Source organism: Haloarcula sp. JP-L23 (assembly GCF_011602445.1).
In the GTDB taxonomy this organism is placed as follows: domain Archaea; phylum Halobacteriota; class Halobacteria; order Halobacteriales; family Haloarculaceae; genus Haloarcula; species Haloarcula pellucida.
Window position 1 is genome coordinate 2681422 of record NZ_CP050014.1, and the last position, 20998, is coordinate 2702419.

The window sequence follows — 20998 nt, forward strand, 5'->3', positions numbered from 1 at the left end:
GGATAGTACGGGGTAATGGACGAGGGGTTATAGTATTATCTTGCCACTTGTTACCAAGATATGGCCGAGACAGGGGCTGGAGCCGTCGTCTACTGCGATACCTCGTGTGATTGTATTGACAGCCAACCGTATACGCCGGCACACCGAACACCCCCCACGACGCTCGTAGACAGGTATTCGAGAGAGTGGGTGCTGTGGAGGAGCGCACGCTCGAGTCAACTGGCGCTCGTCATATCTACGCGTGCGTGAGCGCGAGCGCGTAATGGTGTCGCGCTGTAGCCCGGGTAGTGATACACCTGCGATAAATAGTGTGGGACCCGATATATCGACCAAAAAGGCTTTCACATACACCGATAGTTTTGGATCATTCGTGTACTTTAGACCGTGGAAGTGCGCTTCAAGAGTGGTTCGTTGTCCATAAACGACCACGACAGACATATCAGGAATGGAATACTTTTTACGCACAGAGCGTGTATGAAGTGGTACGATGAACTGGAAACACCCTCGAAACGAGACACAGGCAGAAGCGAAGCAGCGCGAATCGACGAGCGGAACGCGATGGTCGTTCATCGCCGCCGCTAGCATCGCCGCGTAAACTGAGAACACGTCTTTCCGAGTCCGTCACCGACGAGCGACAGCGCTACTCCTCGACAGCATCGTGTGGCCCGATCGGACCGTGGGTGGGGCAGGCTCCGGCGATAGGAGTGTCGTTGAGACAGCAATGGCGCCGCTGCGTCGCGAGAAGACCGGTCGTCAGCGGTTCCCCACAGTGTCGACAGCGGAGCGTACCCATACCACCACTACTCACTCGACAGTCGTAACGTCTACTGAAAGAGGGGTCCGGTGGTCACAGACCAAGTATCTCCCGTGCCTCGTCGGTAGTCGCCACCGGTCGGCCGAGTTCGTCGGCGACTCGAACGACCCGTTCGACGAGTTGCGCGTTGCTCTCGGCGAGTTCGCCACGGTCGTAGTAGACGTTATCCTCCAGCCCGACCCGAACGTGGCCGCCAAAGAGGATGCCCATCGTCGCGAAAGGTAACTGGTGGCGCCCGAACCCGAGCGTGTTGAACGTGGCGCCGTCGGGCAGGTCCGCGATAGCGGTGAGAAAGTGCTCCGGTCGTGGTCGGGTGAGCGTCCCCGGCCCGAAGATGAGCGTCGCGTAGACTGGGTCGGCGAGGTCGCGACGCTCCAGCAACCCGTAGATTTCGTTGCGATGGCCGTCGTTGAACACCTCCAGTTCCGGCTTGATGCCCCGGTCGACCATCTCGGCGTGGAGCGAGTCGACCAGCGCGCGGGTGTTCTCGCTGGTGAGGTGGGCATAGCGGTTCAGCGGCCCCATGTCCAGCGAAGCCATCTCGGGCGGCGGGTCGGTCCGCAGTGGCAAGTGTCGGTCGGCGTCCGGCGCGCCGGTCCCGCCCGTCGAGTGCTGGATGACGACGTCGTCGGTGTGCCGACGTACGGCGTCGTCTATGGCCTGAAAGCGCTCGGTGTCGAAGCTTCGCTCACCGTTCGGTCGACGGGCGTGGAGGTGGACCACGGACGCGCCGGCAGCCTCGACTTCGCCCGCCGAACGGCCTATCTCACCGGGCGTCTCGGGGATGTTCGGGTTCGCTTCCTTCCCGTGGACGCCACCGGTGAGAGCCGCGGTGACGATGACGGGGTCCCCGTCGAGGAAGGTCTCGTAGCTCACTCCTCTCCCTCCTCGTGGCCACGGTATATCTCGCAGTGGGCCGCGTGGTCGAGCTCGAACCGGTCGTTACAGATGTCGGCCCGCATCGGCTGGACGAACTCGTCGACGGCGGTACAGAAAGCACGGGCCTCGTCGAAGGACCGGTCACCGTTGGTCTTGCGGTACGCCAAGTGGGGACACACCATAGGTGTCGTAGCGGGGCGCCCGTGTTAACAGTTCACTTGCTTGCGGTGACGTGGTAACCCTCGTGTCCCCCGGTGACATCCGTGTGAGGAAAGGGCCACAAGCGCCGACCGCGTAGGACTGTCCATGTCACCAGCAACGTCCGGGCTCCACCACGTCACAGCGATAGCCGGCGACCCGCAGCGGAACGCGGACTTCTACGTCGGTACACTCGGACTCAGGTTCGTCAAGAAGACGGTCAACCACGACGACACCGGCACCTACCACTTCTACTTCGGTGACGACGAGGGGACGCCCGGGACGAATATCACCTTCTTCCCGTGGACCGACCGGGGGCGACGGGGCGAGTTCGGCGCAGGCCAGACGCAGGCCACGGCGTATCTCATCCCGGAGGACTCGGTCGACTACTGGACCGACCGGCTGGAGTCCCACGACGTCGCCGTCGAGCGGACTGAACGGTTCGAGAGCGGGGTACGAAGTGCCTCGGCGAACGCGAGTGCCACAGAACGGCGTTCGGCGGACACGCAAGCGGCGAAGCCGCGAGCAGAGACGGTCCTCCAGTTCGACGACCCGGACGGCATCGGACTGGAACTCGTCGCTACCGACGCCGAGACGGAGGCGGTCCCGTGGGAAGACAGCCCGGTCCCCGAAGAGCATCAGCTACGGGGGCTCTACTCGGTGACGCTCGCCGTCGAGTCGGTCGACCCGACCGGCGGGCTACTCACCGACGTTCTCGGCTACGAACACGAGGTGACCGAGGACGGCCGACACCGCTACCGGAGTACCACGGGCAAGTTCGGGTCGGTCGTCGACGTCGTCGAGACGGACGAGAGTATGGGCCGGATGGGCGTTGGGACGGTCCACCACGTCGCGTTCCGCGCCGAGGACGTCGCCGAACTGGAGGCCTACCGCGAGGCCTACGAGGAACGGGGCCTCGAACCGAGCGAGGTCATCGACCGAACGTACTTCACGGCGCTGTACTGCCGAGAACCGAACGGCGTCCTCGTCGAGATATCGACGGTGGGGCCGGGGTTCACCGCCGACGAGTCCCGGTCCGAACTCGGCGAGTCGCTCACGCTGCCCGAGTGGCTGGAAGACGAACGCGAAGAGATCGAAGCGCGACTCCCACCGTTCGATGGGGCGAACGTCCCCGCGGAGTAAGCGAGGATGCCAGACCACGTCGCCGACGACCTCACAGCGCCGTTCCGGTTCGAGTACGACCCAGCGACCCTGCGCTACGGCCCGAACTGCGTCGACGAGCTAGCCGAGGAACTGGCCGCTATCGACTGTGAGCGAGCGCTGGTGGTCACCGGGTCGACGGTCGGCGAGACGCAGGCGGTGATGACCCCCGTCAGGGACGGACTGGGCGACCGACTGGCCGGCGTCTTCGCGGAGACGACGCCAGCGAAACGACTGGGAACCGCGTACGACGCGCTGGACCGGTTCCGCGAGGTCGAGGCCGACGCGGTAGTCAGCGTCGGCGGCGGCAGTAGTCTCGACGTGGCGAAGGTACTCGCGGCCATCGCGGCCACCAACCGCGACCCCGAAGCCGTCGGTGCCGAGTTCGCCGAAACGGGGACGATACGGGTGCCCGATACGGGACTGCCCCCCATCGTCGCCGTCCCGACGACGCTCGCCGGCGCCGACCTCTCGATGGTGGCCGGCGTCACGGCCGTCCCGGGGACCTGCCCCGTCGAGGACGCAGCGAGCGGCGGCATCTCGGCCCCCGAACTGATGCCCGCCGCGGTGTGTTACGACCCCGAACTACTGGCGACCACGCCCCGTGGCGTGCTGGCTGCCTCCGCGATGAACGGCTTCGATAAGGGCGTCGAGACGCTGTACGCGAGTACGGCGACGCCGGTGACCGACGCCACGGCGATGCGCGGCCTCGGCCTGTTGCAGGACGGCCTGCTGGCGTTCGGCGAGGGGAACGAGGGCGACGCGGTGTACCAGCGACTCGCGCAGGGCATCATGCTCGTCCAGTACGGCATCTCCCGACCGGGCGTGACGACCCTCTCGCTGATTCACGCCTTCGGGCACGGCCTCACGCGCACGTACGATGTCCAACAGGGCGCCGCCCACGCCGTAATCGCGCCACACGCGCTCGAGTACCTGTTCGACGCCGTCGACGGCCGGCAGGACCTACTGGCCGACGCTCTCGGCGTGGCAGACGCCGACGACCCGGCGTCGGCCGTCGTCGAGAGCGTGGCAGAGGTGGCCGCCACACTGGGCCTCCCGACGCGTCTCCGGGACGTGGATGGCCCGGCCCGCGAGGCGTTCCCCGAGGTGGCCGAAGCCGTCCTCTCGGACGCGTTCATGGCGAACGCGCCGGCCGGCCTCGACCCGTCTCACGAGGACATCGAGCACGTCCTCGACGCCGCGTGGTAGCCCGCCTGTGGTTTCCGTAGCGTTACCGGGTTACGCGCCCGTTGGCTGACGTTGATTACGGGACAGCGTTCAGTCACCAGTAGTAACTTGTATGCTCGATAGCGACCCGTCCAGACCGGAGCGCACGCCGTCGGCCCGCTCACGCGCCGCGGCCGATACCGACACCGGAGCCGATACAATTGAGCGGGTTCGGTACGTGAACACGACAGACCGATGACCGCGGAGACCACGGACGGGGCGGCAGTCGACACGGTTCCCGCGACCGACGGACGCTGGCGGATGCTGGCACTGGTCGGCGTCGCGGAGTTACTGGCGATGTCGCTGTGGTTCAGCGCCTCGGCCGTCGCACCGGAGTTGACCGCGCAGTGGAACCTCACCCCGACGGAGTCGGCGTTGCTCACCAGCGCGGTCCAGATAGGATTCGTCGTCGGCGCCGTCCTCTCGGCGGCGCTGACGCTCGCCGATGCCGTTCCGACCCGCTACCTGTTCGCGGCCTCGGCGTTCCTCGGCGCGGCGCTGACCGCGGCACTCGGCATCGTCGTCGACAGCGCCGGCCCGGCCATCGTCCTCCGCTTTCTCACCGGCGTCTCGCTGGCGGGCGTCTACCCGCCGGGCATGAAACTCGTCGCGGGATGGTTCCGGGGACAGCGCGGCCTCGCCATCGGTGCGCTGGTCGGCGCACTCACGCTCGGGTCGGCGCTCCCACACCTCGTTCGGGCCGTCGGCGGCGTCGGACGGCCCCAGTTCGTTCTCCTCGTCGCCGCCGGGCTGGCCGCCGTCGGCGGGTTGCTCGTCCTCTGGGCACGGCCCGGACCGTACCAGTCGCCGGCCGCGCCGTTCGACCCCGGCGCCGTCCGACGCATCCTCACCGACCGGCCGACCATGTTGGCGAATCTCGGCTACTTCGGCCACATGTGGGAACTGTACGCTGTCTGGACGTGGATTCCCGTCTACCTCGCGGCGAGTTTCGCCACCCGCGACAGCACCGTCGCGACGCCGACGCTGGCCGCGCTCCTCGCCTTTGGTACCATCGGTATCGGGAGCCTCGGCGCGCTCGTAGCCGGCAGACTCGCCGACGGCCTCGGCCGGACCACCGTCACGGGCGCGAGCATGGTCGTCAGCGGGAGTTTCTCCGTGCTGGCCGGCGTCGTCTTCGACGCACCGCTCGCCGTCCTCGTCCCGTTCCTCGCGATCTGGGGGTTCACCATCGTCGCCGACTCCGCGCAGTTCTCGGCGTGCGTGACGGAACTCGCCGAGGAGAGCTACGTCGGCACCGCGCTGACGCTCCAGACCGCCGTGGGGTTCCTGCTCACTATCGGCTCCATCCAGTTGCTCCCGATGGTGGCCGAGCACGTCGGTTGGCAGTGGGCTTTCCTCCCGCTGGTCGTCGGGCCGCTCGTCGGCACGCTTGCGATGTGGCGACTCAGAACCCTCCCAGCGGCCAGCGCGCTCGCCGGCGGGAATCGCTGAGAGCTATTCGAGGGTCCCCCGAAGCACCTTCGCCGCGACGAGGATGGGGTCCCACACCGGACTGAACGGCGGCGCGTACGCGAGGTCGAGCCGTTCCAGTTCGGCTACGGTGAGGTCCGACTCCAGCGCCGTGGCGAGCGTGTCGATGCGAATGGCGGCCCGGTCACGGCCGACGATGGACCCGCCGAGGACGCGGCCACTCTCCCGGTCGGCGGTCAGCGTCACTGTCGTCTCGTCCCCATCGGGGTAGTACCCCGACCGTGAGCCGGCGTCGATAGACACCGAGACGGGGTCGAACCCGGCGTCGCTGGCCGCGCCCTCGTGGACGAAACCGACCCGGCCACACTCCAATTCGAACGCCTTGACGACGGCCGTTCCGGCCACGTCGCCGACCGGTTCCGGGTCGCCGGCGACCGTCTGCCCGATGGCGCGCCCGGCCCGGTTCGCGGTGAGGCCGAGCGGCACCCACGTCGACTCGCCGGTGACGGCGTGGCGGGCCTCGGCACAGTCGCCGGCGGCGTAGACGCCATCGAGATTCGTCCGGCCGTAGTCGTCGACGGCGACGGCACCCGACTCGCCGAGTTCGACCGGCGTGTCCGAGAGGAGTTGCGTGTTCGGTGCGATGCCGATACCGACCAGCGCGAGGTCCACGGGCACGCGCCCGTCCTCGTGGATGACGGCCTCGACGCTGTCGCCGCCGTCCAGTTCGGAGACGGCGGTGTTCAGGTGAAGCGTCACGCCCTGTTCGCGGAGGTGGTCGGCCACGCGCTCACAGACGGCGTCGCCGAACGGCGGCAGGAGGTGTGACGACCGCTGGAAGACGTGGGTCTCCAGTCCGTGGGCGCGGAACGCCTCGGCCATCTCGACGCCGACGTAGCCGCCGCCGACCACGGCGACCCGGTCCGGCGGGTCGCGGTCCGTGTACCGCTGGACGAGGTCGGCGTCGACGTACTCGATATCGGTGTCGACCCACTCTTCGCCAGCGGGCGATAGTGCCGCCCGGACCGCCGCCGCCGAGTCGAGTCCGTGCATCGTAAAGGCCATCTTGCGGTCGCTCCCCGGAATCGGGTCGGTGACGGCGTGGGCGCCCGTCGCGACGAGGAGGTCGCTGTACGGCTGTTCGAACCGCTCACCGTCGCCCACGACGACCACGGTCTGGGCGTCGGTATCGACGTCGACGACTTCGTGTTCCCGACGGAGGTCGATACCCCGGTCGGCGGCGTCCTCGGGCGACAGCGAGAGGAGGTCCGTCAGGTTGTCCACCTCGCCCTTGACGTAATAGGGCGTCCCGCAGTGGGCGTAAGAGACCCACCGGCCCTTCTCGAAGACGACGACGTCGCCGTCTGGGTTCTCTCGCGCGTACTTACTGGCGGCACTGAGGCCGGCGGCGTCACCACCGACGACCACGAACGGGTCGGCCATGGACGGAGTGTCGACCGGCGGGCACCTAATGGTTCAGTTACCCGGGGGTTACGCAGACAGCGAGAGGGTCACCGCGTACGCGTCGCCAAACGGCGACGCGGCGGGGATAGCGAGTCGTTCGTACACCCCGCTGAGCAAGCCGATGTCGGCGAGGACGCGGTCGGCACCGAGGTTGGTGAGGCCGGTCTTCGGGAGGGCGAGCGTGACGACGCGGGTCGGTGTGACGGCGACGCCGGGACGGTCGCCGGTCGTGGCGTCCGAAGCGCTGCCGTTCCATGGACAGAGACCAGCAGTCGACACACGAGTGATAACTAGCAGTAACTCGATTACGCCACGTAACTATTAGTCACTGGAGTGCAAACGACGGCGTATGAGCGATACAACAGAGCAATTGGAAGTGTGGTGTGCCGGCGAGGACTGGTGCCCCATCACGACGACTGCGACGCTCATCGGCAAGAAGTGGCACCCGGTCATCGTCCACCGTCTCCTCGACAGCGGTCCCTCGGGGTTCAACGAACTCAAGGAGAACGTCGACGGCATCTCGTCGAAAGTGCTCTCGGACAGTCTCGAAGACTTACAGGAGAAGGGCCTCGTCGACCGAGAGGTCGTCAACGAGCAACCGTTCCGCGTCAACTACTCGCTGACCGAACGCGGCGCGTCGCTCGAACCGGTCATCACCACGATGGCCCAGTGGGGCCAAGAGCATCTCCGAGAACCCGACAGCGAGGACGGCGGCATACGCTGAGCGAGCGCTGTATCGGGCAGCATACAGCAAAAGCAACGGCGCACTCAGTCCGGTTTACTGCCAGTCTTCGAGGTCCAGCGACAGTTCGGCCTGTATCCACGCGCCCTCTGTCTCGGTGTCGTAGATTATCGCCTCGTCACCGGTGGTGACGTGTCGGTATCGGTCGTACGTCTCCGTATCGGGCCCTGTCGTGGGGTATCTGTCGTCCGCGTCGTCGGTGTCAGTGGTGTTCGTAGCCATTGTCGTGGGAGGGGTTACTGTACACTACTACCTATTGTCTGGTTACGTAAAGTCGCTCGGTTACCGAGCGGTTACCGAGTGTCCGTGGTCCCGCCTCGGACCGTGGTGGGGAGTTAATGTGCAGGGGACCGACGTTCCGTTCGAGTGATACGACGTGACTGACTCCGAGTTCGACCTCAGCGCGCCGGAACTGACCCACGAGGACTTCCTCGTGCTCGAGGACCCGTACTTCGAGGCGGACACCGTCGCCGTCGTCACCGGCGCGGCCTCCGGTATCGGCCGCGCGACGGCGGTGGCGCTGGCCGCAAACGGCCTCACCGTGGTCGGAGCAGACATCGACCGGGCGGGACTGGACGAGACGGGCGACATCGCCGAGGACTGTGGCGTCGACGGGACGTTCCACGGCGTCGAGACGGACCTCACGAACGACGACGACGTGGAAGCCGTCGTCGCTGCCGCCGCCGAGGAGGGTGACGTCCGCTTCGTCGCCAACATCGCCGGCATGCAACACATCGCGAGCATCCCGGAGTTCCCGATGGAGACGTACGACCGCCTGACGAACGTGATGCTCCGGTCGCCGTTCAAGATGGCGCAGGCCGCCATGCCACACGTCCGCGACACCGACGACGGCGTCGGCGCAATCGCCAATATGTCCTCGGTTCACGGCCACTACGCGACGAAGGACAAGGCCGCCTACGTCACCGCGAAACACGGCATCACCGGGCTGACCCGGGCCATCGCCGCCGAGGGCGACGGGACGCTCCGTGGGTTCTCGGTCAGCGTCGGCTACGTCCTGACCCCGCTGATGGTCGACCAAATCGAGGACACGGCCACAGAGCGGGGCATCTCCGAACAGGAAGTCATCGAGGACGTGATGCTCGGACAGGCCCGCACGAAAGAGATGATGGCCCCGGCGGAGGTGGCCAACCTGTTTGTCTTCGGCTTTTCCAGCCACGCGAAACACCTAAACGGCGGCGACCTGCTGTTCGACGGCGGCTACACCCACACGTACGAGTGACGGCAGAAGTGCCGCGTCGGCCGACTGCGACCCGACGCGTCGCCATCGCCTGTCTGGGCGACGGGAGCCACACCGCGTCCACCGTCGACGCCCGCTGTCAGTTGCTGGAGGGTTGGGAGGAGAGGTGTGACCTCGTCGGCACCGGCAGCACCTCCCGCGGCGCGTTCAACGCGCTCGGAGTCCGGTCGCTCGTCTGCGCACCGACACACCCGCGCATAAAACACCGACAGCTATCTGCCGACCGGTGGTGAGCGGATACCCTGTGAGTATCATGGTGAACGCCACCCTGATCAGCGTGTGTCGACTATTACCAATCAAATATGCCCGATAGTTCCGACAGGGCATAGCCCGAGACACAATGAATCAGCAGAGTCACTCGCCTACCGTAGAGGAAGCGCTGCAAGCCGTACAGACTGGACGGCGACGACAAGCCCTCCGCTATCTCGAGGGAAACGGTGACGGGCCAGTCGAAGTCGCCACTCTCGCCGACGCGCTCCGCAATTCGGCCGATAGCACGACGGCACCGCCCAGTAGAGAGAAAGAGCGCCTCGAAGTCACACTCCATCACGTCGACCTCCCGAAACTGGACGAGATGGGCCTACTCGAATGCGACAGGCAACACAGGACTGTCTCGTATCACGGTATCGACGCAGTCGAGGAGTTGCTGACGTTCATCGCGGACACGTTCGAGTGAGCGGTGGACTTACTCCGTGGGACCGGTTCGCTGTTGGACGAACAGGTAGCCGTCGCTGTCGATGTGTACTCTCACGCCGGTGTAGTTGAACGACAACTGGACCGTCTCAGAGCGGTCACTGGTCAGGAGAGACTCCATAGCGTCCGGGTCGATGGAGTCGTTCAGGGGTGGGAGATCGCTCACCCGGTTACCTGTTTCGTCGGCGACAGCCGTCAGCAGTGACGTGATCAAGTCGGCGACAGAGCCCCATTCTGTACGCGCTGTGCTGTCGTCAGACTCTGGGTTGTCCTCATACATGGTGTCGAATCTCGTATATTACAGCAGTACTCGGTAGTGAGAGTACGGTCATTGGCAGCGCGTAAATCAGTTTTGTGAGAGCGTGAGTGATGGTCATTTGCGGTTCCCGTCGAGCGTCCACGCGAACAGCATCTGGAGGACGACGACCAGCCCTCTGTGCTGTAACTCATCGACAGCGTCGTAGACGCGTGTCCGTGGGACATCGGCGACGCCGCTTACGTCCTGTGCCGTTCCTTCCCCCAGTTCGACGAGAGCAACGAGCGTCCGGGCTGCATAGGCACTCAGGCCGAGGGCCGGTAGCTGTTTGATCGCCTCGAAGTGTGGGCACTGGGGTGAATCCTGCGACATATTGGCACCACTCGCCGCGCTAGGCGGCGCTCCGTTCTCAGTCAGTACGACGCGTGGGAGTAGTGAGTTGGGACCCGACTAGATCCACGCGCCGCCTCAATATCAATTCCGGACGTACATATTTGTGTTGTGATTAAGTGAGTTAATAGGTTTCGTCGTGAACTGTGATCACCAGTTTGATACCAGACAATAACGGTTCGTCTCAGTCGTCGCGTAATCGGACGGGAAATCCCGTCTTCGTAGCCCAAATGTCTTTCCGATGGCGACTGAACTGCCACGTAGCCTCGGGACAGCCGTGGCGTAGGTTGGGACCCACATGAACGAGCTTACAGGCGACGATCAGGCGATAGAACTGCTCCAGCAACTCGGATTGAAAGAGTACGAAGCGAAATCGTTCGTAGCGCTCTCGCGAGTATCCGCGGGCACTGCCAAAGACATCAGTGAGCGCTCGGAGGTACCACGGACACGCGTCTACGACGCCGTCCGCGTCTTGGAGTCGAAAGGGTTGGTGGAGATCCACCACTCGAATCCCCAGCAGTTCCGTGCCGTCTCCGTGGACGAGGCAGCCGACATTCTGCGCGACGAGTACCACGACCGTACCGAGTCACTCAGAGAGACGCTGAAGGCACTCGAACCGATCACGACCGAACCGGAGCGAGACGTGACCCACGAGGTGTGGGCGCTGTCGGGGAATCGCACGATAGCGGCCCGGGCGGAGCAACTGGTCAGTGAGGCCGACGACGAGGTAGTCCTGATTCTCGGCGACGAGGCGATGTTCACCGAGAGCCTGCAGGACGCGCTCGAAGCGGCAGAACAGCGTGGCGTCACGATAATCGTCGGCGCGGCTATCGAAGAGCTACAGACGACAGTGCAGTCGGCACTTCCGGACGTCGAGGTGTTCGTCTCCGGACTCTCGTGGCTCGCGTCGTCGGGTCCCGACGACCAGACGGACATCGAACGCCTCCTGTTGGTCGACCGCACCACCATCCTGATAAGCACTAGCTCGGGTCGGGAAGACGACGAGAAGGCCATCTTCGGGCGCGGGTTCGACAACGGCCTCGTGACGATCGTTCGCCGGTTGATGGCGACCGGCCTGTTGCCCGTCGACGACCCCGGGTCGGAACGTCCCTGATGTGCGTCACCGCCGCGAGACGCCGTCCAGTTTTTAGCGCTAGAGGGTTTACGAGCGGATATGCCGGTCACCGACGACGACGAACTCCGCGAGATACTGAGCCTGAACCGCGTCGCTGTCGTTGGGTGTTCGACCACTCCCGGGAAGGACGCCCACGAGATACCGAAGTACCTCATAGACAAGGGATACGACGTCGTCCCGGTCAACCCGTTCGCCGACGAGATATTCGGGCGCGAGGCCTACGATTCGCTCGCCGACGTCCCCGGCGAGATAGACATCGTCGACGTGTTTCGCCCCAGTGAGGAGGTCAGTGACATCGTCGACGCCGTCCTCGAACGCGAGGACGTACAGGTCGTCTGGTTGCAACTGGGCATCCACGACGACGACGCCGTCGAACGCGCCGAATCGGCGGGCCGCCGCGTGGTACAGGACCGCTGTATGAAACCGACTCACCAGCGGCTGCTCGGATAGCTATTCCGGTGCCAGAGCGCTCCTCAGACCGCTGTAGCGTCTGTCAGTCCGAGGCGTCCGACGGCTCTTTCAAGCCGTGAAAACGCTAGACCCTTTTGATTAGGGAGTCAGTCTAAGGACGAGTAGAATAGCAAATGACGAGCATCGAAGGATCAGATGGCGGGGTCGAAGCGATACCGCAGAACGTAGATGGAAAAGAACCGGTGCGCCACCACTTCGACTGGGACGATATCCCACCGAGTGAGGCGGTGTGCCGGGCGATTGGCGTCGCGCTGAACAGCCACCCAACCGACATCGGGCCGCTGTACGAGACGGCGGACCTCGAAGCGATGGACGGACTGCTACTGTCTGCCGACGGCGATATCGAACTCTCCTTTACGCACGAGGGCCTGCTGGTCGTCGTTCGTGGTACCGGCGAAATCGTCGTCGACCCAATCGAGAACTGAGCGGGGGTCGACGGAACTGTCTGCTCGCGGGGCGCGCCCGAACGGAACTCGCCTGACACCAGCGAGTGCAGAACGTTCGGGGCGCTCTCAGAGCGGACGAACCGGAGTGAGACACCCAGTATAGCGCCGTAGACGGAAGCAGAGATGCCAACCGTTTTCCTCCGGATTTCCAGCCCGAAGACGAGACGTCCAGAAGACGGTAGCGGGGGCGTCGTCGCCGAGCGTCAGCACGAACGCCGTCACCGCGACTGTCGCTACGAGTCCGTCAGTCCGGTTACGGGGCAGGTCCGACATCCCGCGTCGCCGTTCGAGCGTGTCGGCCCACAGCGTCACCGATCGTAACGTGTCAGCTCGTCCCGCCTTAATTTTCCGATAACTCCCGTGAATCGGAGTTACCGCGGCGTTAGCCGTATCGGGACGAAACGACGAAGGTGACCGTTCCGACCACGGGAGCGGAAACGCGGTTGGTCCCGAACGGTCGGTAGCGGAATCTTACCGTCCGGATAAATATAGTGACACTATCAGTACGGGGACTCGTCGCCTATGTTTCGAAACGACAGACGTACGTTCCTGAAAGGAATCGGTCTCGCTGCGTGTGGTGTCAGTCTCACCGCTGTCGGTAGCCGTACGACGACTGCCGCGACCGACGACGACGGTTGGCCGACCTTCCAGCACGACGCACGGAACACCGGGTCGGTAGCGTCAGGTCCCGGCGTCGAGTTCCCGAAAGTCGGGTCGTCGGTACGGACCGGGATATACACCGATTCACGGCCGGCCGTCGCCGACGGCGTCGCCTACTACGCGAGTGGGAGCGTCACTGCCACCGACCTCGAAACGGGCTCGGCGGTGTGGAGGACGCCGTTCTCGGCGGCCGACGCACCCATCGGTGAAGACCTCGCGCCGACCGTCGCGGGCGACACGCTCGTCGTCAGCGGCGGCGGCGTCGTCACCGCACTCTCGCGGAGCGACGGCAGCGTCCGCTGGCAGTACGAGACCGACTCGGTGGACAGTTCCTCGACGAAAGTCGTCGACGGCACCGTCTACGTCGCGTCGGACACCGGCTGGTGTCACGCCGTCTCGCTCGCCGACGGGACCCGCGAGTGGGCGTTCGAGACGCCCGGCGACGTCCACACGTACAAGCTGTTCGGGGTTCCGGCGGTGGCCGACGGAACCGTCTTCATCTCCTCCTCGCAAGGGTTGTACGCCCTCGACGCGGCGACCGGTGAACAGCAGTGGACCGGGACCACGAGCGATTTCCCGCCCGTCGTCGGTGACGGGTCCGTCTACGTCGTACAGGGAGAGAACGTTGCCGCGCTCGACCAAACGACGGGCGAGGAACAGTGGCGGACGGACGCGGAGTACGACATCCGGTCGACGCCCGTCGTCGCCGACGGGCGGGTCTTCGTCCGCCGGTACCCGGACTCGGTACACGCCATCGACGCCGCCGACGGCACGGAGCTGTGGGAGGCCGAACCCGGCGAGGCCAACTACATCCAACTGGCCGTCGCCGACGATACACTGTACGTACCCACGGGGACCGACTTCTATCAACAACTCGTCGCGTTCGATACGGCCACCGGCGAGGAGCGATGGCGCCACTACCGGACGGAACTCGAAATCGCTGAACCGCTCGGCGTCTACCTCGCTGACGGGTCGCTGTACTTCTTTACCGGCGGAGACACGCTTCAGGAACTCGTCGACGGCCCGCGGTCGTTCCGCTGGTCCTACGAGCTACGGACGTTCGACAGCGACGGCGACGAGTCGGAGTACGTCCCCGAGACGCCGCCGGTAGCGAGCCAGTACGGCGTCTACGTCAGCCATCAAACCTCGGCGGGGGGACTCCTGCAGGCCATCGAGGACGACAAAGGCGGATACCACTGGGCTGCCAGTTCCGACGGGACTCTCGGCGTCGGCGACACCGGCGTCTACGCCGTCGACGGGGACGACCTCACCGCCTACGACATCGTCGAGACGGACGGCCTCTTCGAAGGGGAGTCCGAGCGATGGACCAAGAGCCTCAAACCGCTCACGACGGCCCCGCTAGCCGTCGAGGGAACCGTCTACGTCGGGAGCGGCGTCGACGGCGACGCTGCAGCGGTGTACGCCATCGACGCGGAGAGCGGTGAGACGCGCTGGACGTTCACTGGTTCTGGCTGTCCCCCGCTCGCGACAGTCACCGCCGGCCCGGCTAGTCTGGGCGACCGCGTCGTCGTCGGTACCGACAACCGCCTGTTCGCGCTCACGAAATCGACCGGTAACATCGTCTGGACCGACCTCGGGACGGTCGAACACGCCGCGACCAACGACTCGCAGGCGTTCGCGGCCGGCGACAGCACCCTGCGAGCCGTCTCGGCCGAGGGTGACGACCAGTGGAGCGACGATGTCGCCGGGAGCGTTCAGGGCCTCGCGGCGGACGGCGACAGAGTCTACGCCCAAGTGATGGCTTCGGGCGGGGACCGCCTCGTCGCCGTCGACGCCGCGGACGGAACCGAAATCTGGGAGTACACCGACCCGAACCTCGACGCCATCACGGCACCCAGAGCTACCGACAACGCGGTGTATCTCGGGAGCGGCCCGTCCGTACGTGCGCTGGACCCGAGCGACGGCAGCGAGATTCGCGCCTACCGGACCGACGAACGGGTCGTCCAGCCCCCAGCAGTCACCGACGGGAGCGTCTACGCTACCACCGAGGCCGCCGAGGTGACGGCCTTCGACCGAACGGAGTAACGCCCCGCGGTGGGACCGCCAAGCCGTCGCCGGATGGCGGGAAGCCAACTGTTTTCCTCGCTGGCGACCTGACCGGAGACATGGACGCCGAGGAAGTCGAGGCACTCATCGAGGCAGAGATTCCGGACGCAACGGCCACTGTCACCACGCCGCGGGACCCCGACGACGACAAGCACTACGCCGTCGACGTGGTGTCGCCGGCCTTCGAAGGGAAGTCACTCGTCGACCAACACCAACTCGTCCACGACGCTCTCGGCGAGCATCTCACGCGAGACATCCACGCCATCGAACTGACCACCTCGACACCCGAGTGAACCACTGCCGGCGGTAGCCATTTCCCTCCCGACGTGTTACGGGGAGCCATGAGCTTCGAACCGGAGGAACGCTCCCGCGAAGAGGTACAGGAAAACGTCGACGACACCATCGAGAACAACGAGGTGGCCCTGTTCATGAAGGGCAGCGAGATGATGCCACAGTGTGGCTACTCCCGGAAGGCCATCGGTCTCATCAAGCAGTACCGCGAGGACGTGGCGACGGTGAACGTCCTGACAGCCACGGAGGCCTATCGCGAGGCCCTCTCGGAGTACAGCGGTCGCGAGACGATTCCCCAGACGTTCGTCGACGGCGAGTTCGTCGGCGGGAGCGACATCCTCGAACAGTTAGACGAGAACGGCGACCTCGAAGCGACGCTGAATGCCTGAGCAGCGAATCACTTCGCGGTTCGGTGTTCGAAACCCGCCCGACAGGTCACAATCGCGGCCGGCGTCGCGGGTCGCTACTCGCTGTCTTTGATGTCGCCGAGTTTGTCGACGAGGTCGCTCGTCGACGCTTCGGTGTCGAAAGACACCTCGCCGTCGTGGTCGTTCTCGTGGACGGCGACGCCTTCGCTGTCGTCTGTGTCTACGTCCTGGTCTTTCTGTTCGGACTCGTCGTAGCTACCAAAACCCATGTGTGAACGGTGGCGTGTCGGCTACTAAAATGGGACGGTCGCACCGCTCGTCGGCGCACGGTATCGCGACACACGTCGGCTACCGGTCGTTTCGGTCGTCGTCTCGGGAAGCAAAGGTTCTTATCCGTGGTCGCACATCCCCTAGATAACGACATTCGATAGCCGTTGTTCTTCGACGGCCGAAGTCTTCAATCGCAGTTTCCCGCATACATGAGTACCGCAGACGAGACGCTTGAGAAGATCAAAGCACAGGTCGAGGAAGAGACGCCGGACGACATCACCATATCGTCGGTGACGTTCGAAGGCCCGGAACTGGTGATCTACACGCCCGACGCCAAGGAGATCGCCAACCGGGACGGTATCGTCCGGAACCTCGCACAGACCCTCCGGAAACGCATCAACGTTCGTCCGACGGCGGACGCACTTATCCCACAGAAAGAAGCCCGCGCGAAGATCGAGGAGACCATCCCCGAGGACGCCGGCGTCCAGAACCTCGACTTCGACGACGCGACGGGCGAAGTGTTCATCGAGGCCGAGAAACCCGGCCGCGTCATCGGCCGGCACGGCGAGACGCTGGACCAGATAGCCGCAAGCGTCGGCTGGACGCCCGAAGTCGTCCGCACGCCGCCGATGGAGTCCTCCACCGTCTCGAACGTCCGGAACTTCCTGAAACAGGAACGCGACGAGCGGCGGGACATCCTCGAACGCGTCGGCCGCCAGATAAACCGGCCGACGACGGCCGACGACGACTGGGTCCGTCTTACGACGCTCGGCTGTTGCCGCGAGGTCGGTCGCGCCTCTTTCATCCTCTCGACGCCCGAATCGCGCATCCTCATCGACTGTGGCGACAAACCCGGTGCCGAAGGCGAGGTGCCGTATCTGCAAGTGCCGGAAGCGCTCGCGGCCGGGCCGAACTCCATCGACGCCGTCGTCCTGACACACGCCCACCTCGACCACTCCGCGCTCATCCCCATCCTGTTCAAGTACGGCTACGACGGCCCCATCTACACCACCGCACCGACGCGGGACCTGATGGGTCTGCTCCAACTCGACTATCTCGACGTCGCCGCCAAGGAGGGACGCGCCCCGCCCTACGAGAGCCAGCAGGTCCGTGACGCCCTGAAACACACCATCCCGCTGGATTTCGGCAACGTCACCGACATCGCGCCGGACATCAAGCTCACCATGCACAACGCCGGCCACATCCTCGGGTCGGCGGTGTGTCACTTCCACATCGGCGAAGGGCGGTACAACGTCGCGTTCTCGGGCGACATCCACTACAAGGACACCCGCCTGTTAGACGGCGCGGTCAACGACTTCCCGCGCGTGGAGTCGCTCATCCTCGAATCCACCTACGGCGGGAAAAACGACTACCAGACCGACCAGGAGGACTCCGAACGTGTCCTCAAGCGCGTCATCAACGAGGCCCACGAGAAGCAGGGCCACATCCTCATCCCGGCTTTCGCCGTCGGGCGCTCGCAGGAACTGATGCTCGTCTTAGAAGAGGCGATGAGCGAGGGCGACATCCCGACGATGCCAGTGTATCTGGACGGGATGATTCGAGAGGCGACGGCCATCCACACCGCCTACCCCGAGTACCTGCGCGAGAGCCTGCGCAACCGCATCCTCTACGAGGACGACAACCCGTTCCTCGCCGAGCAGTTCCAGCAGGTCGACGGCGGCGAGGAGATGCGACAGGACATCGTCGACGAGGAACCAGCCATCATCCTCACCACATCGGGGATGGTCACGGGCGGTCCCGTCATGTCGTGGCTCCGCCTGCTGGGTGGCGACCCGGACAACACGATGGTCTTCGTCGGCTATCAGGCCGAAGGCACTCTCGGACGCCAGATTCAGCGCGGACAGGACGAGATATCGATGTCCGACAAGAGCGGTCCCCGAGCGGAGCGCGTCAGCCTGAAACTCGGCGTCGAGACGGTGGATGGCTTCTCCGGCCACGCCGACCGGCAGGGGCTGGAGACGTTCGTCGAGACGATGCACCCCCGACCAGAGAAAGTGCTCTGTGTCCACGGCGACGAGAGTTCGACGAACCAGCTCTCCTCGGCGCTGTACCAGAAGTTCAACATGCGGACGTTCAACCCGAAGAACCTAGAGACGTTCCGGTTCGTCTGAGTCGGTCAGTCTTTGTCGTCGCCGCCCTTGCTCCCCGAGTTATCGTCGTCTTTGATGTTGAGCGCCGCGAGCAGGCGGCTGTTGATGACCTGTTCGACGATACCCACCAGCACGTCGTCGTCGCTGGTGTAGTCAGAGAAGATACCCAGCGGGACTTCCGCGCCGGCCATCTCGCGGTGGCCGCCCGCACTGCCCTCGTCGTCGAAGGCGCTCGCAAGCACTTCGCCGATGTGGACTCGGGAGTCCGTCGTCCGCGCACTCAGTTGGATCGTATCGTCGATGATACCGAACACGATGGCCGTCTCGATGCCTTCGAGGGTCGCGAGGTAGTCGGCCGACTGCGGAAGCGCGTCGCGCTCACTGGTCCGGCCGACGTGAGAGATAAGGACCGACCCCCTGACGCTCCGATTGTGGATGGCGTCGGCGATCGCGTCGACCGTCGCGCCGCTGACCGCTGGCGACGAGAGTTGCCTGAGCAGGTCCGAGTCGGCGTAGTCGTGGAGATAGCTCGCCGCCTCGTACTCCTTGCGCGTCACCCCTCGGAGGAAGCCAAGCGTCTCCCGGCGGATGGCGAACAACAGCGCCGTCGCGACTCGGGCGTCCGGGTCCATCGGTAACTCGCGGACGTACTCGGCGAGGATGGTGGCCGTCGCACCGACGTCCTCCCGGTGGTCGACGAACGTCGCTTCGACGTCCTCTGCCGGGTGGTGGTCCAGCACGATGTCGACGGCAGTCCCCTCGGGGACGCGGTTGTTCGCGCCGGGTTTCGAGTGGTCGACGAACGCCAGCAGCGACCCGGACGGTCGGTTCTGGACCAGTTCGGGGTCGAAAGGGCGCAATTCGACGTCCAGCAGGTTGACGAATGCCCGGTTCTGCTGGTGAGAGATCTCCCCGCTGTAGAGGATGTGCCGTTCGTCGATACCGGTGCTGGCGGCTATCTGGCCGAGTGCCACGGCGCTGGCCAGACAGTCCGGGTCGGGGTTGTTGTGGCAGACGATGGTGAGTTCGTCACTGTCCGAGAGGAGGTCCCACAGCGTCTGCGCGTGGCTCATTGCCCTCACTTGGTTCTCCCGATACAAGCATTTACTGACCAGAGTGGCCGGTCAGTTCGGGGTTTCACCGGGCCGAACAGGCATCGGGATTGACAACGACGCCTCCCGCAGTGTGTGATATGTTGACTGAGCTACTCGACGGCGGCGTCGAGGACGCAGGCGGCTACATCGCGGAGGTCGTCTACGGCGCCAACGACGGCATCATCACGACGTTCGCCATCGTCGCCGGTGTCGCCGGGGCGGCACTCGACCCGGGTATCGTCCTGATTCTCGGCTTCGCGAACCTCTTTGCCGACGGGTTCTCGATGGGGATGAGCAACTTCCTCAGTCAGCGCTCGGCGATGGACTACCAGACGGCACAGACCGGCACCGCTACGGCCGTGAAACCGCCGTCGTGGACGGCGCTGACTACGTTTCTCGCGTTCGTGTTCGCCGGGTGGATGCCGCTGTTGCCCTACGTGATAGCGCTCGTACTGACCGACCCGTTCGGTGGCGTCCCCACGTTCAGTGTCTCCGTGGCGGCGACGGCCGTCGCCTTCTTCGGTATCGGTGCGAGTCGGAGCGTCGTCACCGACCGCAAGTGGCCCGTGGCGGGCACAGAGATGCTCGGCGTCGGGATGCTCGCTGCGGGCGTCGCCTTCGCCGTCGGTATCCTGCTGGCCGGTCTCGCCTGACCCGCCGATCCGCGCTCAGTCCTCGGCGGTTCGCGTCATCAAGAGCGGGACGGGCGAGGACCGGACGAGTTTCGAACTGACGCCACCGAGCGCGTACCAACTGAAGTTCGTCTGGCCCTGCGTTCCGAGGACGAGGAGGTCGACGCCCTCGGATTCGACGTACGCCCGAATCTCGCGGTGTGGGGTCCCGTAGACGACGGACCCGGTCACCGAGTCGAGCGATTCTTCGGCAGTCTCTACGGCCGAGTCGAGAATCTCGTGGGCGTGCTCGTCGAGTTCGCTGTCTCTGATGACCGACCGTGCGTCGGGTCCGAGCGATCCCGTCTCGACGACGTGGAGGACGTGAAGCGTCGCACCCGTCGCCGCGGCGACGTCGACGCCCTCCGCCAGCGCTCGCTCTGCGCCCGGACTGCCGTCCGTCGGTACGAGGACGCGCTGACACGGGTAGCGGTACTCGGCCTCCCCGTCGGGGTTGACGACGAGGACAGGGACCGGAGCGGCGTTGAGGACGCGTTCGGTGACGCTGCCGAGCAACACGCGTTCGAGGCCGCGCCGGCCGTGGGTCGGCATCACGACGAGGTCCATCCCGTACTCCGCTGCGTAGTCGGCTATTGTCAGCGACGGGTCGCCCTGCATGACCTCGCCCTCCGCGGTCACGCCGCGGTCGGTCGCCCGGTCGACCACCGTCCCGACGACTCGCTCGCCGGCCCGTTCGAGGACGTCGACGATTTCGCCGCGGACGTCCGTGACGCTGTCGCGGTTCGTGTCCGCCACGTGCAGGACGTGCAGCGTCGCGTCGTGTGCCGCCGCGACGTCGAGGACGTAGTCGAGGACCGATTCGGCCGTGTCGCTCCCGTCCGTCGGGAAGAGGATGTGGTCGTACATAATGGAGACTACGGGGTGTCGCCGTAGCCGCCGT

General features: G+C 65.2%; 24 protein-coding genes and 1 pseudogene. 15 read left to right on the top strand and 10 right to left on the bottom strand.

Annotated elements, in window-relative coordinates; genetic code table 11:
• Positions 1–847: 847 nt before the first annotated feature.
• Together G9465_RS13925 and G9465_RS13930 are read right to left on the bottom strand one after the other, a co-directional pair.
• On the bottom strand, positions 848–1690 hold the full coding sequence (locus G9465_RS13925) for a 3-keto-5-aminohexanoate cleavage protein (RefSeq protein ID WP_166970991.1): 843 nt from the start codon (positions 1688–1690) through the stop codon (positions 848–850).
• Positions 1687–1875: a hypothetical protein gene (locus tag G9465_RS13930; RefSeq protein WP_166970993.1), complete on the bottom strand. Its 189-nt coding sequence runs from the start codon at positions 1873–1875 to the stop codon at positions 1687–1689. The genes G9465_RS13925 and G9465_RS13930 overlap by 4 nt, the downstream gene beginning before the upstream one ends.
• Positions 1876–1999: 124 nt before the next feature.
• Between G9465_RS13930 and G9465_RS13935 the strand changes: the two genes are divergently transcribed.
• The 3 genes from G9465_RS13935 to G9465_RS13945 all read left to right on the top strand — a co-directional run bounded on the left by G9465_RS13935 (position 2000) and on the right by G9465_RS13945 (position 5731).
• Positions 2000–3034 (top strand): ring-cleaving dioxygenase, encoded by a 1035-nt coding sequence (locus G9465_RS13935; RefSeq protein WP_166970995.1) that lies wholly within the window; start codon positions 2000–2002, stop codon positions 3032–3034.
• 6 nt (positions 3035–3040) lie between these two features.
• Positions 3041–4261, top strand: a complete 1221-nt coding sequence (locus G9465_RS13940; RefSeq protein ID WP_166970997.1) for an iron-containing alcohol dehydrogenase family protein — start codon at positions 3041–3043, stop codon at positions 4259–4261.
• Between the two features lie 213 nt (positions 4262–4474).
• On the top strand, positions 4475–5731 hold the full coding sequence (locus tag G9465_RS13945) for an MFS transporter (protein WP_227015560.1): 1257 nt from the start codon (positions 4475–4477) through the stop codon (positions 5729–5731).
• A gap of 3 nt (positions 5732–5734) precedes the next feature.
• On the opposite strand, the gene G9465_RS13950 is transcribed toward G9465_RS13945, so the two are convergent.
• Positions 5735–7153 (bottom strand): FAD-dependent oxidoreductase, encoded by a 1419-nt coding sequence (locus G9465_RS13950; protein ID WP_166970999.1) that lies wholly within the window; start codon positions 7151–7153, stop codon positions 5735–5737.
• 48 nt (positions 7154–7201) lie between these two features.
• On the bottom strand, positions 7202–7453 hold the full coding sequence (locus G9465_RS13955) for a sugar kinase (protein WP_166971001.1): 252 nt from the start codon (positions 7451–7453) through the stop codon (positions 7202–7204).
• 70 nt (positions 7454–7523) lie between these two features.
• On the opposite strand from G9465_RS13955, the gene G9465_RS13960 reads away from it, so the two are divergent.
• On the top strand, positions 7524–7898 hold the full coding sequence (locus tag G9465_RS13960; protein ID WP_166971003.1) for a helix-turn-helix domain-containing protein: 375 nt from the start codon (positions 7524–7526) through the stop codon (positions 7896–7898).
• A gap of 54 nt (positions 7899–7952) precedes the next feature.
• Here the strand turns inward: G9465_RS13960 and G9465_RS13965 are convergent, their stop codons facing one another.
• Entirely contained in the window at positions 7953–8138 is a 186-nt protein-coding gene (locus G9465_RS13965) for a hypothetical protein (protein ID WP_166971005.1), read from the bottom strand.
• A gap of 154 nt (positions 8139–8292) precedes the next feature.
• Here G9465_RS13965 and G9465_RS13970 point away from each other — a divergent pair, with 154 nt between their 5' ends.
• The 3 genes from G9465_RS13970 (at position 8293) to G9465_RS13980 (ending at position 9850) form a co-directional block, all read left to right on the top strand.
• Positions 8293–9156 (top strand): SDR family oxidoreductase, encoded by an 864-nt coding sequence (locus G9465_RS13970; protein ID WP_166971007.1) that lies wholly within the window; start codon positions 8293–8295, stop codon positions 9154–9156.
• A gap of 8 nt (positions 9157–9164) precedes the next feature.
• The gene (locus tag G9465_RS13975; RefSeq protein ID WP_166971009.1) at positions 9165–9407 is read left to right on the top strand and encodes a hypothetical protein; all 243 of its coding nucleotides are present in this window, start codon (positions 9165–9167) and stop codon (positions 9405–9407) included.
• A 107-nt stretch (positions 9408–9514) separates the two neighbouring features.
• Complete coding sequence (locus tag G9465_RS13980) at positions 9515–9850, top strand: hypothetical protein (RefSeq protein WP_166971011.1); 336 nt, start codon at positions 9515–9517, stop codon at positions 9848–9850.
• A 9-nt stretch (positions 9851–9859) separates the two neighbouring features.
• On the opposite strand, the gene G9465_RS13985 is transcribed toward G9465_RS13980, so the two are convergent.
• Positions 9860–10147: a HalOD1 output domain-containing protein gene (locus G9465_RS13985; protein WP_166971013.1), complete on the bottom strand. Its 288-nt coding sequence runs from the start codon at positions 10145–10147 to the stop codon at positions 9860–9862.
• A 132-nt stretch (positions 10148–10279) separates the two neighbouring features.
• Positions 10280–10495: pseudogene (locus tag G9465_RS13990) on the bottom strand (helix-turn-helix domain-containing protein); the annotation flags it as partial.
• Positions 10496–10811: 316 nt separating this feature from the next.
• Between G9465_RS13990 and G9465_RS13995 the strand changes: the two are divergent.
• From G9465_RS13995 to G9465_RS14020, 6 genes are all read left to right on the top strand, one after another.
• Positions 10812–11627, top strand: a complete 816-nt coding sequence (locus G9465_RS13995) for a TrmB family transcriptional regulator (RefSeq protein ID WP_193571704.1) — start codon at positions 10812–10814, stop codon at positions 11625–11627.
• Between the two features lie 60 nt (positions 11628–11687).
• Positions 11688–12098 carry a CoA-binding protein gene (locus G9465_RS14000; RefSeq protein WP_166971015.1) on the top strand — a complete coding sequence of 137 codons (411 nt, stop codon included), beginning with the start codon at positions 11688–11690 and terminating at the stop codon, positions 12096–12098.
• Between the two features lie 134 nt (positions 12099–12232).
• Complete coding sequence (locus G9465_RS14005; protein ID WP_166971017.1) at positions 12233–12544, top strand: HalOD1 output domain-containing protein; 312 nt, start codon at positions 12233–12235, stop codon at positions 12542–12544.
• Between the two features lie 543 nt (positions 12545–13087).
• Positions 13088–15271 (top strand): PQQ-binding-like beta-propeller repeat protein, encoded by a 2184-nt coding sequence (locus G9465_RS14010; protein WP_166971019.1) that lies wholly within the window; start codon positions 13088–13090, stop codon positions 15269–15271.
• Positions 15272–15351: 80 nt separating this feature from the next.
• On the top strand, positions 15352–15585 hold the full coding sequence (locus G9465_RS14015) for a BolA/IbaG family iron-sulfur metabolism protein (protein WP_166971021.1): 234 nt from the start codon (positions 15352–15354) through the stop codon (positions 15583–15585).
• Positions 15586–15633: 48 nt separating this feature from the next.
• Positions 15634–15972 (top strand): glutaredoxin, encoded by a 339-nt coding sequence (locus tag G9465_RS14020; protein WP_166971023.1) that lies wholly within the window; start codon positions 15634–15636, stop codon positions 15970–15972.
• Between the two features lie 74 nt (positions 15973–16046).
• On the opposite strand, the gene G9465_RS14025 is transcribed toward G9465_RS14020, so the two are convergent.
• Positions 16047–16220, bottom strand: coding sequence for a DUF5786 family protein (locus G9465_RS14025; protein ID WP_166971025.1), 174 nt, complete (start codon positions 16218–16220; stop codon positions 16047–16049).
• 210 nt (positions 16221–16430) lie between these two features.
• On the opposite strand from G9465_RS14025, the gene G9465_RS14030 reads away from it, so the two are divergent.
• On the top strand, positions 16431–18353 hold the full coding sequence (locus G9465_RS14030; RefSeq protein WP_166971027.1) for a beta-CASP ribonuclease aCPSF1: 1923 nt from the start codon (positions 16431–16433) through the stop codon (positions 18351–18353).
• 5 nt (positions 18354–18358) lie between these two features.
• On the opposite strand, the gene G9465_RS14035 is transcribed toward G9465_RS14030, so the two are convergent.
• On the bottom strand, positions 18359–19405 hold the full coding sequence (locus G9465_RS14035; protein ID WP_166971029.1) for a bifunctional oligoribonuclease/PAP phosphatase NrnA: 1047 nt from the start codon (positions 19403–19405) through the stop codon (positions 18359–18361).
• A 119-nt stretch (positions 19406–19524) separates the two neighbouring features.
• Between G9465_RS14035 and G9465_RS14040 the strand changes: the two genes are divergently transcribed.
• Positions 19525–20079 carry a VIT1/CCC1 transporter family protein gene (locus tag G9465_RS14040; RefSeq protein WP_166971031.1) on the top strand — a complete coding sequence of 185 codons (555 nt, stop codon included), beginning with the start codon at positions 19525–19527 and terminating at the stop codon, positions 20077–20079.
• 15 nt (positions 20080–20094) lie between these two features.
• On the opposite strand, the gene G9465_RS14045 is transcribed toward G9465_RS14040, so the two are convergent.
• Positions 20095–20964 (bottom strand): universal stress protein, encoded by an 870-nt coding sequence (locus G9465_RS14045; RefSeq protein ID WP_166971033.1) that lies wholly within the window; start codon positions 20962–20964, stop codon positions 20095–20097.
• Positions 20965–20998: the final 34 nt, after the last annotated feature.